The organism is Helicobacter pylori NQ4053, assembly GCF_000274605.1.
In the GTDB taxonomy this organism is placed as follows: Bacteria; Campylobacterota; Campylobacteria; order Campylobacterales; family Helicobacteraceae; genus Helicobacter; species Helicobacter pylori_CV.
Genome location: NZ_AKNV01000003.1, coordinates 26,206 through 40,919, shown reverse-complemented (window position 1 = coordinate 40,919; position 14,714 = coordinate 26,206). Strand labels below are relative to the sequence as shown.

The following is a 14,714-nucleotide window of genomic DNA, read 5'->3' as shown; positions in this document are numbered from 1 at the left end:
TGTCCTAACAAGCAAAATTGAAATTAGAAGTATAACACAATATTATAATAGCCCCAAATGGCGGAATTTTTTGGCTAAATCTAGTTCTATGAAATGGCTTTTATGGGCTTTTAGAAAATTTTCCTTCTTACCATTAGGCGGCATGAAATCGTCATTATCCCTATAAAAAAAGATAAAATAATTTTTCTTTAAATAGTAAGCCAAATGGATTAAAAACGAATCCCCCCCTATATACAAATCGCTTTCTAAAATCAGGTTTTTAACTTCTTCTAAACTGGTTTTAGCGCGATAATGAGCGACTCTGTCTTTTAAAAAAGCGTATCGTTCTTCAAAATCTAAAAGCGTAACGCAAAAGGGTTTTAAGAGTTTTAAAACGATTTGCAAATGCTCTAAAGAAATATTTCTATCATTTTCTCTTGTGAAAGGGTTGATCAAAATCTTTTTGGGGTTTTTTAAGCTCATGGGATATGGAGGGTTATCAAAAACATGCCCATAAATTTGAGAAAACAACCCCTGGCGGTTTTGATAAACATTTTTAATTTCTTTATTTGGAGTGGTTATGGGAATGAATTTGGCTAAAAGAGCGCTTCTAAAATCTTGTTTTTCTAAAATCAAACGTTTGACTTCGTGCTCCTTAAGCGCTTTTAACAACCATAAAAAATCCTTCATCGCCAAAAAAACGCCTTGTTTTTTAAGGTCATAAAAAGCGGGGACATTCTCAAAAACAGGAATGATTTCAAAATGTTTTTCGCATTCTAAAAGCTTGGCGATTTTTAAAGTCAAACGAGTGCCTAGGATTTTAAGGGGTTGTTGCTGTTTGAAAGCGATTTCTTTTAAAAGGCTAAGCGTGATGAGGTTATCCCCTAAAGCCAAAAGACAAGCAACATGCATGGTTTTTCCTGATGGTGAAATGTTTAGGGTCTTTTTTTCTATCCCTAAATTTTTTAAATAAAATTTTTCATCAAAATTATTGTTAATAAATTGCGTAAATAGGGGCAAACATTCCAAATCTTTTCTTAAAATTTTATGCGTTTTAAAAAGCGATTCAAAAATAAATTGCATTAAATCGCTGTTTAACAATTCTTTTAACGCATGAGCGTTGATAGGAAAATTTTCTTTTAAAACAAACATGTTCGCGCTGTTTAAAAAAAGGCGTTGCTTATTGTCATAAAAAAAGACCAGTTTTGAAGAAATGAATTTATACACGATTTTTTCTCTAGCCTGATAAAGGCTTAAGGGAGCGACTTGCTGGCAGTCTTTTAAATCAGCGTTAATGAATTGGCTAGGGGCTTTTAATCTGTCTTTTAAAATATCTGAACCCCTAAAAATAGGAATGGTATTTTTTTCTTGTTTGGGGTGTAATCTTTCTTTATTGTTGCCTGTAACAATCCCTAAAGCAAAATGAGCGTTATTTTTTAAAGTGATATGAGGAATGGAGAAAAGGTGGTCTAAAATTTTATTTTCTTTACTAGAGCAATGGATATTAAAAATCTTTTTAGGGTTGTTGAAAAAAGAAGAAGGCGAGCGTTTGAACTTGCTATTTTGATAAAAGCATGAGATTTTTTGATCCTTGTTAGGGGTTTTTTTAAGCACCAAACCCACAGCCCTAGTCATTAGATTTTTAAAGGGTTTGTCAAAATCAATCAGGCTTCTCATTTGAAACTTTAAAGCCATTTCTCGCATTTTGCTAAACGCATCAATATTCAAACAACTTTCTGGTAATAATAGCCCCAAATGAGCGTTTTCTTTTAAGCAATTCAAACTCGCTACAAAAAAGAGCGATGCGCTATCTAGGCTTTGAGAGAGGTTGAATTTCTGTTTGAAATTTTCTTTTTGGTTTTGATTGTATTTCTTACCCCATGGCGGGTTAGTGAAAATGCAATCAAATTGCGGGGTGTGTTTTAAATTTAAAAAATCTTTTTGCATAATATTAGGGCAATCTAAATGATAACGCTCTTTAATACGCTTTTTAGTCAAAGCGATAGCAAAAGCGTCCGTATCATAGCCATAAATATTTTCAACCTTAAAACCCAGTTTTAAAGCATGCATGATAAAATTCCCGCTCCCCACAGCCGGATCGCAAAAAATCGCTTGAGTGGTATCAAAATCTTTAGGGAGAGTGAAAAGTTGTTCTACTATCCTATTAGGAGTGTAGTAAATGCCTTCTAAATTTCTGGTGGTGTTAGAAAGCTCTTCTTCATAATGAGAACCCAACTTTTCTAAATCAGAGCTATTTTCTAATATTTTTAGGTATTTTAAAATCAATTCTTGATGGTTATGCACGCCTTTTAAGGATTTGTTAGCGTATTTGTTGAGCTTGTTTTTCCCTAAATGGTTGCGGCAAAAATCTAAAAAAGAGCTTGTTTTCACATAAATTTTATGATCGATCTCTAGTTTCTCTAAAAGATTGGTTTTGATCCAGTTATGCACGCTGCTATGAGAAACATTGATTAAATGAGCGATTTCTTCAATCAAAAGAGCGTTTGAAGGCATTTCCCCCCTAAAAACTATAAACATAACTCACATTAAACACCACAAGGCGTTTGAAAAAGAGGGAAGTGTTTAACCCTTTACCATGCGTTTCATAAAAGGAATTCACCGCTAAAGGGATTTTCAAGCCCATTTCAAAGCCGTTATGCCTATTGACATTCACACGAACCCCAAAATTCAAAGGGATTTGGAAAAAACTCGTGTGCATTTTAGCTTGATAGCCCGTCAAGTAATTGTTGATAAAACCCGTTTGACTTATCCACATGCCTAAACCACTCCCTACCCACGAACTCCCCGCTAAAGCAAAGCCTGCATAAAAACCCACGCTCGAATGTTTTTTGCGTTATCAATGAAATTATAAAGGTAGTCTATGCCAAGCCCATAGAGATGGTTATTCATTTTGCCTAAACCATCAAAGCCATTACCCACAAAACCAAAATTAGTGTAACCATAGTCATAGAACAAGTAATAGCGAAACCCTTGATTTTTTTCTTGGTAAAGAAATGCTTATACCCTACGCTCAAACTCACCCCATACATGCTTGAAATGTTTTTAGAATAAGAGCTAGGATCAAGCGCGTTTAAGGAATTTGAAATTTGAGCGATTTGAGAAGATAAAGAAGAAAGCATGCGGTTTTGAGATTGAGTGAATTGCGATTCTAAATTTCTTAAATTTTCTTCAAATTCTAAAGGGTTAGTAATGGGTTCTTGCATTTTTTCTAACGCTTGGGCTAGTTTAGGGTTAGATGCAATTCCACCGCTAAGCATCATTATTTTTTCAATGTTTTGAAGGGTGGATTGGAGGTAGTATTGCTCGGCTTGCATTTCAGTGGGGGTTAATTTGGAGTTGTTTTTTAAAGCGTTGTTGATGTAATTAAAGGTGTTTTGCATGCCTTTGATTTCATTTTCAACTTGATTGAGTTTATAGATTTTATTTTGAGCGTTAGAAATGATTTGGATGCGTTCTTGATTCAAAAAGGGGTTATTGTGCTCAACGGCATGACTAATGGAATATTCAAACCCCACGCTCGCATACGCCCCATTTTCTTCAGCGATACAAAAAGATAAAAATAATAAAGGTAAAGAAAATAAGGTTTTTTGAAATTGCATGGGTGATCCTAATCAAAAATAATCTCAATGATACACTAATTTTAATAGAAAAAAGTGAAACCATTTTTAAGCCATTTTTGAATACAATAAGAGTATTTTATTTTTAAGGTTAGAATAATGAGTTTGATCATTACGCGCTTCGCTCCATCGCCCACTGGCTACCTCCACATAGGAGGTTTAAGAACAGCCATTTTCAATTATCTTTTTGCACGAGCCAATCAAGGAAAGTTTTTTTTACGCATTGAAGACACGGATTTGAGCCGTAACTCCATAGAAGCGGCTAACGCCATTATAGAGGCTTTCAAATGGGTAGGGCTAGAATACGATGGAGAAATCCTCTACCAATCCAAACGCTTTGAGATTTATAAAGAATACATTCAAAAACTCTTAGATGAAGACAAAGCCTATTATTGCTACATGAGCAAAGATGAGTTGGACGCTTTGAGAGAAGAACAAAAGGCCAGGAAAGAAACCCCACGCTATGACAATCGTTATCGTGATTTTAAAGGCACGCCCCCTAAAGGCATAAAGCCTGTGGTAAGGATTAAAGTCCCACAAAATGAAATCATTGTTTTTAATGACGGAGTTAAAGGCGAAGTGAGAGTGAACACTAACGAAATAGACGATTTTATTATCGCCAGGAGCGATGGGACGCCCACTTATAACTTTGTGGTTACTATTGATGACGCTTTAATGGGGATTACTGATGTGATTAGAGGCGATGATCACCTTTCTAACACCCCTAAACAAATCGTTCTCTATAAGGCTTTGAATTTTAAAATCCCTAATTTTTTCCATGTGCCGATGATTTTGAACGAAGAAGGACAAAAATTAAGCAAACGCCATGGGGCCACTAATGTGATGGACTATCAAGAAAGGGGCTATCTTAAGGAAGCTTTAGTGAATTTTTTAGCGCGTTTGGGGTGGAGCTATCAAGATAAAGAGATTTTTAGCATGCAAGAATTACTAGAATGGTTTGATCCTAAAGATTTAAATTCTTCGCCCAGTTGCTTTAGCTGGCACAAACTTAATTGGCTCAACGCTCATTATTTAAAAAACCAAAGCGCGCAAGAATTGTTAGAACTTTTAAAGCCTTTTAGTTTTAGCGATCTTTCTCATTTAAACCCCGCTCAATTGGATCGCTTGTTGGACGCCCTCAAAGAAAGATCTCAAACCCTAAAAGAATTAGCCCTTAAAATAGATGAGGTTTTAATCGCCCCTGTGGAGTATGAAGAAAAGGTTTTGAAAAAACTCAATCAAGCGCTCGTTATGCCCTTGTTAGAAAAGTTTAAATTGGAATTAAATACAACCAATTTCAACGATGAAAGCGCGCTAGAAAACGCCATGCACCAAATCATTGAAGAAGAAAAGATTAAAGCGGGTAATTTCATGCAGCCTTTAAGATTGGCCCTTTTGGGTAAGGGGGGTGGGATAGGCCTTAAAGAAGTGCTTTTTATTTTAGGCAAAACAGAGAGCCTCAAAAGAATAGAGAATTTTTTGAAAAACTAAAAGATTGGCTCTGTTTTCATGGAACGCTGATAATAAAAGAGTTTGATTTTGGCGGTTGTTAAACAACTCCTTTTGAAAAATAAGAGGGTTTCAAGAGAAAATAAAAAAATATTTCTAAAATTTTTTGCCTTGATTGAAATCAAGCTTAAAAGTTGGGTTCAGACAATCTTTGGGCAAACTGATCGTTTGAGGAATGACCTCATAATGGCAATAATTTTCATCTTCAAAAAGAGGTTTTACCAATAAGCGGTTTGAAAAAAGCCGATTTTCTTGATTAGGATCAATAACGCCATTGTTTAAAAAGAGGAAAGTTCGCGCGAGTTTGGTTATTTCGTTTGGATCATGACTTACCAATAACACGCTTAAATTTTCACGCCTGATAAAATCAAGCAAACCTTGTTGCACCTCGTTTTTTAAGGTATTATCTAGGGCGTTTAAAGGCTCATCTAAAAGCAATAAATTCTTGGCTGCGATCAAAGCTCTTGCTAAAGCGACTCGTTGGGCTTGTCCGCCAGAGAGTTGGGGGATTTTTTGCTGGCTTAGATTTTCTAAACGCATTAAGCGTAACACTTCGTGGATTTTATTTTTATCTTTAGGGTGAGCAAAGGCGATGTTTTGATACACATTTAAATGAGGAAATAGGGCGTAATCTTGAAACACAAAGCCGATTTTTCGTTGTTGCGGTTTTAAAAAAATCTTTTTTTGAGTGTCTAGCCATACTGAATGATTGACTTCAATATAGCCGCTACTCACCGCTTCAAGCCCTGCTAAAATGCGTAAAATCGTGCTTTTACCCGCTCCCGATTCTCCTAATAAAGCCACAACTTCCGCTTCTTTAATTTCTAAGTCTATATTCAAATCAAACGCGCCCCTAGATCCTAAAAGGTGTTTTTTAAACCGCGCTTTTATCATAAAAACGAGCTTTGTTTTTTATTCAAAAATAGGGTAACAAATAAGAGGCTAAAACTGATAAGCGTGAGCGTTAAGGCGTATTGGTGGGCTTTAGGGTAATTGAGTGCTTCAGTTTCGTTAAAAATCGCAATGCTAGCCACTCTTGTTTCCCCTAATATATCACCCCCAAGCATCATCACCACGCCAAATTCGCCTATAGTGTGCGTAAAAGTTGTAATGATAGCCATCAATAAACTGGGTTTGATGTTAGGGAGCAGGACAAAAAAAAGGGTGTAATATTCCCCTTTACCCAAGCTATAACTGGCTTCTTTTAAAGAAGTGGGCAAGGAAATTAACGCGCTTTTAATGGGGCTTACCATAAAGGGTAAGGAAAAAATCACACTCCCTAAAATAAGCCCTTGAAAACTAAAAACAAGTTTCACATTTAACGCATCTTGTAAAAACGCTCCCAAAAAAGAAGAAGGCGAAAAAATTAAAAGAAGATAAAACCCTAGCACGCTTGGGGGTAAAACTAAAGGCATATACACAAGCGTTTCTGTTAAGCTCGTTAAAAGATTGCGTTTGAGGCTTAAAAAATAGCCTAAAAAAATCCCTATAGGGAGTAAAATAAGGGTGGTAATCAAAGCTAAAGAAAAGCTCAAACGCATGGTAATCAAAAACTCATGATCCATTATCCGCCTTTTTTAATGCGTTTCAATCCACGATATAGCCGTATTCTTTAAAGATAGCTCTAGCTTTAGGGCTGAATAAAAAATCTTTAAAAACTTTGGCTAAAGGGTTATTAGCCCCATTTTTAGTGATGATCAAAGCTTGTTCAATAGGGTTATAAAGGGCTTTATCAATGATGAAATAAGAGAGGTTTTTATCTTTTTTATCAATCAAGGATAACGCTCCAAAGCCTATTTGAGCGTTTTTAGTAGCGACAAATTGATGGGCTTGAGAAATAGAAGCGCCATAAATGATTTTAGATTTAAGACTGGAAATGAGTTTTAAATGATCTAAGACTTCCATACTGGCTTTTCCATAAGGGGCTAGTTTAGGATTAGCCATAGCGATATATTTAATTTTAGGATCTTTAAGAATTTCTAAAGAATCCATTTTTAGATTTTCGCTCCATAAAACCAACACGCCTTTAGCATAGACTTCTTCTTTAAAAGGGGTTATTTTTTCATCATAAAGCTTTTTGGGTCTGGTAATATCCGCTGAAATGAATAAATCAAAAGGGGCGTTTTGAGCGATTTGAGCGTAGAGTTTGCCTGAAGAATTAAAGCTAATCTTAATAGCGTCTTTTGGGTGTTCTTTTTGAAATTCTTTAACAAGGGCTTTTAAAGCGCGCGTGAGATTAGCAGCAGCAGCGATTTTTAAATCCTGCGCTAATAGAGCGTTTGAGAAAAATACGATTAAAAAGACAAACGCTTTGAAAGTATTTTTCATAGAACTCCCTTTGATTAAATTGAAGTTGGTGATTATACCTATTTGTATCTTAAAAATTTGTATTTTAAAAGTTTGAGGTGGTTTTGTAGGTGTATCCCACTTATCCATGATTTAATCAATATTTTCACTCTAAAACCCTCAATCTTTGATAAAAAATTAAACCTTTTAGAAAAATAACCGATTTTAGGGTGTAACTTTAATTCAACAAGAAGGATTTATTATGATTAAAAGAATTGCTTGTATTTTAAGCTTGAGCGCGAGTTTAGCGCTGGCTGGCGAAGTGAATGGGTTTTTCATGGGTGCGGGTTATCAGCAAGGTCGTTATGGCCCTTATAACAGCAATTACTCTGATTGGCGCCATGGCAATGATCTTTATGGTTTGAATTTCAAATTAGGTTTTGTAGGCTTTGCCAATAAATGGTTTGGGGCTAGGGTGTATGGCTTTTTAGATTGGTTTAACACTTCAGGAACTGAACACACCAAAACCAATTTGCTCACCTATGGCGGCGGTGGCGATTTGATTGTCAATCTCATTCCTTTGGATAAATTCGCTCTAGGTCTCATTGGTGGCGTTCAATTAGCCGGAAACACTTGGATGTTCCCTTATGATGTCAATCAAACGAGATTCCAGTTCTTATGGAATTTAGGCGGAAGAATGCGCGTTGGGGATCGCAGCGCGTTTGAAGCGGGCGTGAAATTCCCTATGGTTAATCAGGGCAGCAAGGATGTAGGGCTTATCCGCTACTATTCTTGGTATGTGGATTATGTCTTTACTTTCTAATTTGTTCTTTCATCCACTCTTCTTCATCAAATCAAACCCTAGCCAACTCTTAAAAGGTTGGGGTTCAAAAAATCTTTTTTATAAATAGAAAGTTTGTTTTAGTGCAGTATAATCCTAGCGTTTGAATTTTTATTTTCTAGATATGGTGTTGGTGTTTGGCGTTTGCGTTTGAAGGCGGGTTTAGTGAGGTTTAAATAATAAATTACTTATATATATTTGATAGATATTATTTTATTCAATAGTGTTATTTAATGGCTCAATTTAATAGGATAGTTTCGCTTTTATTTCTTTAAAACAAATTGATTCTACTGGGGAAAGGTTTTTATGGAAAACAGCACACTTTATATTGTTATTGCTGGCTTATGGCTTGCTGTAGGCTTTGGAATCTTTTTAAAGAAATTAGACATGCCTGTTATCATTGGCTACATTTGCACAGGAACGGTCTTAGCGGCTTTTTTTAAAATTAATGATTTTAATTTGTTGTCTGATATTGGTGAATTTGGTATCGTCTTTTTAATGTTTATGATAGGCATTGAGTTTAATTTTGACAAGCTCAAATCCATCAAACAAGAAGTGCTGGTTTTTGGGCTTTTACAAGTGGTTTTATGTGCTTTAATCGCTTTTTTATTGGGGTATTTTGTTTTGGGTCTTTCACCCATTTTTTCCCTTGTTTTAGGCATGGGGCTTTCGCTCTCTTCAACCGCTATTGTGTTGAAATTCTTTGAAGATTCCAAACAGCTTAGCACGCCTATGGGAAAGAGTGCGGTGGGGATTTTGATTTTCCAAGATATTGCAGCCATTCCCATGCTTTTAATTCTCACGATTCTAGGCAGTAAAGATTCTAATGTTAATTTACTCATTCTTAAAACCCTTATTTCCGCAGGGATTATTTTAGTTCTTTTATTATTGCCTGGAAAAAAAGGGGCTAATCTCATCTTAGAGCAAGCAAAAGACACGCGCCTGCCTGAAATTTTTATAGGCACGATTTTAGTGATTGTTTGCAGCGCGGCGGGGTTGAGCCATTTTTTTGGGTTTTCTATGTCTTTGGGGGCGTTCATTGTGGGTATGGCCATTTCTAAATCGCGCTATAAGATCAATGTCCAAGAAGAATTCGCACAATTAAAAAACCTCTTCTTAGCCCTTTTTTTCATTACGATAGGGATGCAAATCAATATTAGTTTTTTTATAGACAAGATCTTTGCAGTCATTTTCTCGCTCATTTTAGTGATGGGTTTTAAGACGGCTATCATTTATGCGCTTTTGCGTTTTTTTAGAGACTCTAAAACTGCCATAAAAACCGCCCTTTCTTTGGCGCAAATCGGGGAGTTTTCTTTTGTCATTTTTTTAAATTCAGGCTCGCACCAGCTCTTTAATTTGCAAGAAAAAAAAGGGATTCTTGGTTTTTTACACCAAAAAAATATCTTAAGTATCGCTCAAAATGACATCCACCAATTCCTTATCCTTATGGTGGTCTTTTCCATGTTAGCAACCCCTTTTATTTTAAAATACCTAGAATCTATCGCTCAATTTATTTTGCACCAAAAGAGCCAAGAAAATGAGCCGGCTAAAAAATAATGGCGCAAAAACCAAATGATAAGTTTGCTTGTGTTGTCAGTGTTATGTTAAAATACATGCATATTTTAACTCCAAATTGGTATAAAAAGAGGATTTCATGAAAGAGCAAGAATGGGATTTAAGCGCTTTATTTGAAAATAAAGAAAGCACAGAAGAATTTTTAAAAACCTTACAAACAGAAGCACAAGAATTTGAGAGCGCTTATCAAAATAACCTTAAGGATTTAGACGCCACAGGATTTGCAAACGCTCTTAAACATTACGAAAATTTGTTAGAAAAGATTTCTAGAGCGATGACTTACGCTCAATTACTCTTTGCTAAGAACACTAAAGAAGCGAAGTTTTATTCGCAGTGCGAAATGGCTTGTGCAAATATCCAACAACACCTTTTATTCTTTGAAATTGAATTTAAGAATTTGGACGCCAAAAAACAGCTCGCTTTCATTAAAAAATGCAAAGATCATGCTTTTTATCTAAACAATCTCATAGAAAAGAAAAAGCACACCCTAAATTTAGATGAAGAAAAGATCGCCCTAGCCCTTTCGCCTGTGGGGGTGGGTGCGTTTAGCCGTCTTTTTGATGAGCATTTTTCTTCTTTAAAAATCCCTTTTGAAGAAAAAACTTTAAGCGAAGAAGAAATTTTAGCCCTCTTGCACAACCCCAAACGCAAGATCCGTAAAAAATCTCAAAAAGCTTTCAGCAAAGCGTTAGAAAAATCCCGCCCTTTACTCACTTATATTTTAAACATGGTGCGTAAGGATTTGCTCATTGAAACTAGGCTAAGAAAATACGATAAAAAAGAGAGTTTCCGCCACATTGACAACCAGATCTCGCAAGAGAGCGTGGATAGCATGATAGAGATTGTGAACGCTAATTTTTCTTTAGTGCATCGTTACTACCATAAAAAAGCACAAATTTTAGGGCATAAACTCAAAGATTACGACCGCTACGCCCCTTTAAACAATGAAAGCATCACCATGACTTACTCTCAAGCTTTAGAAGAAGTGCTTAAAACCCTTAAAGCCTTTAGCCCTGAATTTCATAAAATCGCTTCTAAAGCAATCAAAGAAGGCTGGGTGGATTCACACCCTAAAGATTTTAAGCAAGGCGGGGCTTTTAGCCATGGCGGGGTGCCTAGCGCTCACCCTTATGTGTTGTTAAACTACACAGGGAATCGCCGAGACGCTTTCACTATCGCTCATGAATTTGGGCATATGATCCACCAAGAATTATCCAAAAAACAAGGCGTATTGAACATGGATACGCCCCTAACCACCGCAGAAACCGCTTCTGTCTTTTCTGAAATGCTGTTTTTTGAGCATTTAAAAAAGGGTTTAAAATCTGATGAACTCCTTTTCATGCTGGCCGGCAAATTAGAAGATATTTTTTCTACCCTTTTTAGGCAAGTGGTGATGACTAATTTTGAAAGAAGAATCCATGAAATGGATGAAGAATTAGACACCAAAGATTTTGATCGAATCTGGTTTGAAGAAAATCAAAGAATGTTTGAAAAGAGCGTGAAACTCACTAAAAACTACCATTTGTGGTGGAGCTATATCCCCCATTTTATCCATTCGCCTTTTTATTGCTACGCTTATAGTTATGGGCAGCTTTTAACTTTAGCGCTTTATGGGCTTTATAAAAAAAGCGACGCTAAAGAATTTGTTAAAACTTACACGGAATTTTTGAGCTTAGGAGGGTCAAAAAGCCCTAAAGAATTAGTGTCCATGTTTGGCTTTGACATTGATAGCAAGGAATTTTGGGAAATTGGCATGCAAGAGGTGCGTCATTTGTTAGAAGAATTTGAAAGGTTGCTCGCATGCAAAGAGAATTAAGGCTTTTAAACAACAAGCATTGCATTGAATACTTGCAATTTCTGTCCAAAAACCATTTGAGTTTCAACCTTTTGTGCGAAAGGGATACGATTGATTTTTCCCCCAAGCTCCCTAAAGAAATCCATGAAAAATTCGGCGCGTTAGTGCTGTTTGTTTTAGCCGGATACACCTTAGAAAGCTTGATGATTGACACACAAAGCGTGCAGTTTGAAGCCGGGTTTGGCCCTAACAATATTGGCAGCGTGGTTCAAGTAAAACTTCCTGGCATCATTCAAATCCTTATCAAAGAAAAAAATGAAAATGCCGTTTTATTCAATCGTTGCGATTCGCTTGAATTGTTCCAAAAAGAAGAGCCAATCACACAAGAGCCAAAAAAAGACGAACGAGAGTCTAAAGAATGGTTAGATTCTAAAGAGGCTCTTTTTTCCAATTCCAAAAACCGCGCGATTTTAGAAAATCTACACAAAAACTAAAGGATTGATTAATGAGCGTTTTGAAATTGCATGTAAAAGTCTTTCGTTTTGAAACCAACAAAGATTACAATCCAGCTTATGAGTCTTATTTTTTAGAATACCAAGAAGATCAATACCTTTTGGATCTTTTAAAACAACTCAAAGGCGTGAGCTATAATGAAAACATCGCACTTAAAATCAACCAGATTGCGGTGTTTGAAGACGCTAAAGTGAGCGATTTGGTGGCGTTTTTTTCTAAAGAATGGGTGCTAGATCCCCTATCCAAACGATACGCTTTAAAAGATTTAATGATTGATGAAAAGGAAGTTTTAAAAAATTATGAAGACTTTTTCAAACAAGTCCCCTACATCACCAAAGGCGAAAAAGAAGAATTAGAAAAGTTTATCCAAATCAATTTTATCAACCCCCAAACGAACCCTAAATATCTGGGCGATGGCTTTTTCTTGTATGTTAAATGGCTGATGAAGCGCTACCCCACAGAGCGCAACCGGTTATTAGAGATGATTTCTCAGCCTGAAAGCGGCGTGATGAATTTCTTAAGCGTGGCGCATTATCTCTATAAAAACGATGACAACATTGACCATGAAATCTATGAATTGCAAGAAATGCTCACTAATTCTAAAATCAAGCCATGGAAAGATTTTTCTAAAAACCTTTTAAGCCTTTTTCAATACAACTCTAACCCCCCTAAAACGCCCAACCCCCCTAAAACTTGCGCGCTCTTTAACGCTTATGCGAAGCATTTAAACGCCCAAGTGCTTCTAAAAAGCGCTAAGCTTTATTTGGAAAAAATGGGGCAGAAAGTCATTGATCTGCCTTTTTGTTATGATGGGGGCTATTATGGGAAGATTATCAGCACGCATGATTTCCTCACGGCCTCTGCGTATAATCTGGCTCTAGCCAAAGCCAATGGCGTTTCGCTCATTTTTTGCGAAGAAGATGCGTATTTGAATATTTTGCATGCTAAAGAAGTTTTAGACAACAACCCTGAAATCACCAACTCCGTCAATGAAAAATTGAAAAAATACCAGCTTGTTTATGGAAAAGGCGTTGAGGTCGTCTATCTTAATGAGTGGGTTAATGAATTTTTGGCATGGGAATTGAAAAGCCCTTTTGACGCGTTTTTAGGGGCTGAATTTTCTCGCATCAAACAAAGCGATCATTTTTTCAATAAAATCCATTTAAAAGCCCCCCATTTTTTAGAATCTTTTCAAAATTACGCCCCCCTTTTAGAAGTCAATGAAGCAAGCGGCTTACTCCAGTGCGCGCATTTACGCTATTTGGGGATTGATTTGGGGGCGGATTTTTTAATTACGCATTCTTTAGGGCTTTTTCACGCTTTTGAAAATTTAAGCTTAAAAGCTTCAAAAGTTTATAAAAGAGATAATGACAACACCCCCACTTTGTTTTTACCTCAAATCGCGCTAATGGCTATGGGGGAAAAAGACAAAAAAGCTCTAGGGCTTGATACGCATTATCATAAGGTTACTTTCATTTAAAATGAACGCTTTTTTAAAACTCGCGCTCGCTTCTTTGATGGGAGGGCTTTGGTATGCTTTCAATGGCGAAGGCTCTGAGATTGTCGCTATAGGGATTTTTGTGTTGATTTTGTTTGTTTTTTTCATCCGCCCTGTGAGTTTCCAAGACCCAGAAAAACGAGAAGAATACATAGAACGGCTTAAAAAAAACCATGAGAGGAAAATGATCTTACAAGACAAGCAGAAAGAAGAACAAATGCGTCTTTATCAAGCCAAAAAAGAGCGAGAGAGCAGGCAAAAACAAGACCTTAAAGAACAAATGAAAAAATACTCATAAAGGAAAAAAATGGAAATCATTTTATTGATTATCGCAGCGGTTGTGTTGTTTTATTTTTACAACACCCTCAAAGAATATTTGAAAAACCCCCTAAACCCTAAAGCCAAAACCGAAGAATACGACTTGAAAAATGACCCCTATTTGTTAGCACAATCTAGCCCCCTAGACAAATTCAAGCAAACCCAAACAGGCGCTTATATGCGTCTTTTAAAGTTTTTAGACATTCAAAAAAACGCTTTGGATAACGCTTTAAGAACGCTTTTTATCCATGAATTAGAGCAGCCCTTAAGCAGCGAACAGCAAAATTTAGCCAAAGAGCTTCTCAATGAGCCTGTGGATCAAAAAGAAAATTTTGAATCCTTATGCCAAGAAATCGCTGATCACACGCATGGGGAATACACCAAACGCCTGAAATTAGTGGAATTTCTTATGTTATTAGCCTATGCTGATGGGATACTGGATAGCAAAGAAAAAGAATTGTTTTTAGATGTGGGGGCGTTTTTACAGATAGACAATCACGATTTTAACGAACTTTATGACAATTTTGAACGCTTCAATGCAATAGAAATCCCTATGTCTTTAGAAGAAGCAAAAAGTCTTTTTGAAATCCAAACTCACACCACCAAGCAAGATTTAGAGAAAAAAGCCCTGGATTTAAGCGTTCCCTACTACCATAAAATGAATGACAACAAACGCTACAGCGAACAAGATTTTATCTCGTTGAAAAAAATCGCCCTCGCTTCCCAAATCTTAGAAAAAGATTTAAAAGACTCATAGGGGTG

Annotated in this window: 16 protein-coding genes and 1 pseudogene; 9 read left to right on the top strand and 8 right to left on the bottom strand. The window is 36.3% G+C overall.

The features are described 5' to 3' along the window. Positions 1–42: 42 nt before the first annotated feature. The 5 genes and pseudogenes from AYS37_RS02110 to AYS37_RS08950 all read right to left on the bottom strand — a co-directional run bounded on the left by AYS37_RS02110 (position 43) and on the right by AYS37_RS08950 (position 3,599). Positions 43–891 (bottom strand): glycosyltransferase family 9 protein, encoded by an 849-nt coding sequence (locus tag AYS37_RS02110; RefSeq protein ID WP_001874516.1) that lies wholly within the window; start codon positions 889–891, stop codon positions 43–45. Continuing rightward, positions 857–2,493, bottom strand: a pseudogene (locus AYS37_RS02105) (class I SAM-dependent methyltransferase). Before AYS37_RS02105 ends, AYS37_RS02110 begins: the two are co-directional and overlap by 35 nt. 7 nt (positions 2,494–2,500) lie before the next feature. Then, positions 2,501–2,815 (bottom strand): outer membrane beta-barrel protein, encoded by a 315-nt coding sequence (locus AYS37_RS08960; protein ID WP_080023636.1) that lies wholly within the window; start codon positions 2,813–2,815, stop codon positions 2,501–2,503. After that, positions 2,788–2,955, bottom strand: coding sequence for an outer membrane beta-barrel protein (locus tag AYS37_RS08955; protein ID WP_080023634.1), 168 nt, complete (start codon positions 2,953–2,955; stop codon positions 2,788–2,790). The genes AYS37_RS08960 and AYS37_RS08955 overlap by 28 nt, the downstream gene beginning before the upstream one ends. Further along, positions 2,895–3,599: a hypothetical protein gene (locus AYS37_RS08950; RefSeq protein WP_001160406.1), complete on the bottom strand. Its 705-nt coding sequence runs from the start codon at positions 3,597–3,599 to the stop codon at positions 2,895–2,897. Before AYS37_RS08950 ends, AYS37_RS08955 begins: the two co-directional genes overlap by 61 nt. 117 nt (positions 3,600–3,716) lie before the next feature. Here AYS37_RS08950 and gltX point away from each other — a divergent pair, with 117 nt between their 5' ends. Continuing rightward, on the top strand, positions 3,717–5,108 hold the full coding sequence (gene gltX / locus AYS37_RS02095; protein WP_000052537.1) for a glutamate--tRNA ligase: 1,392 nt from the start codon (positions 3,717–3,719) through the stop codon (positions 5,106–5,108). 114 nt (positions 5,109–5,222) lie between these two features. Here the strand turns inward: gltX and AYS37_RS02090 are convergent, their stop codons facing one another. From AYS37_RS02090 to modA, 3 genes are read right to left on the bottom strand one after another with little or no spacing between them, the layout of a single operon-like run. Next, positions 5,223–6,020 (bottom strand): ATP-binding cassette domain-containing protein, encoded by a 798-nt coding sequence (locus AYS37_RS02090; RefSeq protein ID WP_000588365.1) that lies wholly within the window; start codon positions 6,018–6,020, stop codon positions 5,223–5,225. Further along, on the bottom strand, positions 6,017–6,691 hold the full coding sequence (gene modB / locus AYS37_RS02085) for a molybdate ABC transporter permease subunit (RefSeq protein ID WP_000349412.1): 675 nt from the start codon (positions 6,689–6,691) through the stop codon (positions 6,017–6,019). Before modB ends, AYS37_RS02090 begins: the two co-directional genes overlap by 4 nt. Positions 6,692–6,713: 22 nt before the next feature. Beyond that, complete coding sequence (gene modA, locus AYS37_RS02080; RefSeq protein ID WP_000798959.1) at positions 6,714–7,454, bottom strand: molybdate ABC transporter substrate-binding protein; 741 nt, start codon at positions 7,452–7,454, stop codon at positions 6,714–6,716. A gap of 42 nt (positions 7,455–7,496) precedes the next feature. Between modA and AYS37_RS08730 the strand changes: the two genes are divergently transcribed. The 8 genes from AYS37_RS08730 to AYS37_RS02045 all read left to right on the top strand — a co-directional run bounded on the left by AYS37_RS08730 (position 7,497) and on the right by AYS37_RS02045 (position 14,709). Beyond that, positions 7,497–7,631, top strand: a complete 135-nt coding sequence (locus tag AYS37_RS08730) for a hypothetical protein (protein WP_001874513.1) — start codon at positions 7,497–7,499, stop codon at positions 7,629–7,631. Positions 7,632–7,674: 43 nt separating this feature from the next. Next, entirely contained in the window at positions 7,675–8,235 is a 561-nt protein-coding gene (locus AYS37_RS02075; RefSeq protein WP_000595776.1) for an outer membrane beta-barrel protein, read from the top strand. Positions 8,236–8,559: 324 nt separating this feature from the next. Then, positions 8,560–9,810, top strand: coding sequence for a cation:proton antiporter (locus AYS37_RS02070; RefSeq protein ID WP_000431982.1), 1,251 nt, complete (start codon positions 8,560–8,562; stop codon positions 9,808–9,810). Between the two features lie 97 nt (positions 9,811–9,907). Next, entirely contained in the window at positions 9,908–11,644 is a 1,737-nt protein-coding gene (locus AYS37_RS02065; protein ID WP_000662866.1) for a M3 family oligoendopeptidase, read from the top strand. After that, positions 11,629–12,117: a hypothetical protein gene (locus AYS37_RS02060; protein WP_001188597.1), complete on the top strand. Its 489-nt coding sequence runs from the start codon at positions 11,629–11,631 to the stop codon at positions 12,115–12,117. The genes AYS37_RS02065 and AYS37_RS02060 overlap by 16 nt, the downstream gene beginning before the upstream one ends. 11 nt (positions 12,118–12,128) lie before the next feature. Further along, the gene (locus AYS37_RS02055) at positions 12,129–13,616 is read left to right on the top strand and encodes a DUF5644 domain-containing protein (RefSeq protein WP_000114734.1); all 1,488 of its coding nucleotides are present in this window, start codon (positions 12,129–12,131) and stop codon (positions 13,614–13,616) included. Position 13,617: 1 nt separating this feature from the next. After that, positions 13,618–13,932 carry a hypothetical protein gene (locus AYS37_RS02050; protein WP_001861281.1) on the top strand — a complete coding sequence of 105 codons (315 nt, stop codon included), beginning with the start codon at positions 13,618–13,620 and terminating at the stop codon, positions 13,930–13,932. Between the two features lie 9 nt (positions 13,933–13,941). Beyond that, positions 13,942–14,709 (top strand): TerB family tellurite resistance protein, encoded by a 768-nt coding sequence (locus AYS37_RS02045; protein ID WP_000402675.1) that lies wholly within the window; start codon positions 13,942–13,944, stop codon positions 14,707–14,709. The last annotated feature ends 5 nt before the right edge of the window (positions 14,710–14,714 follow it).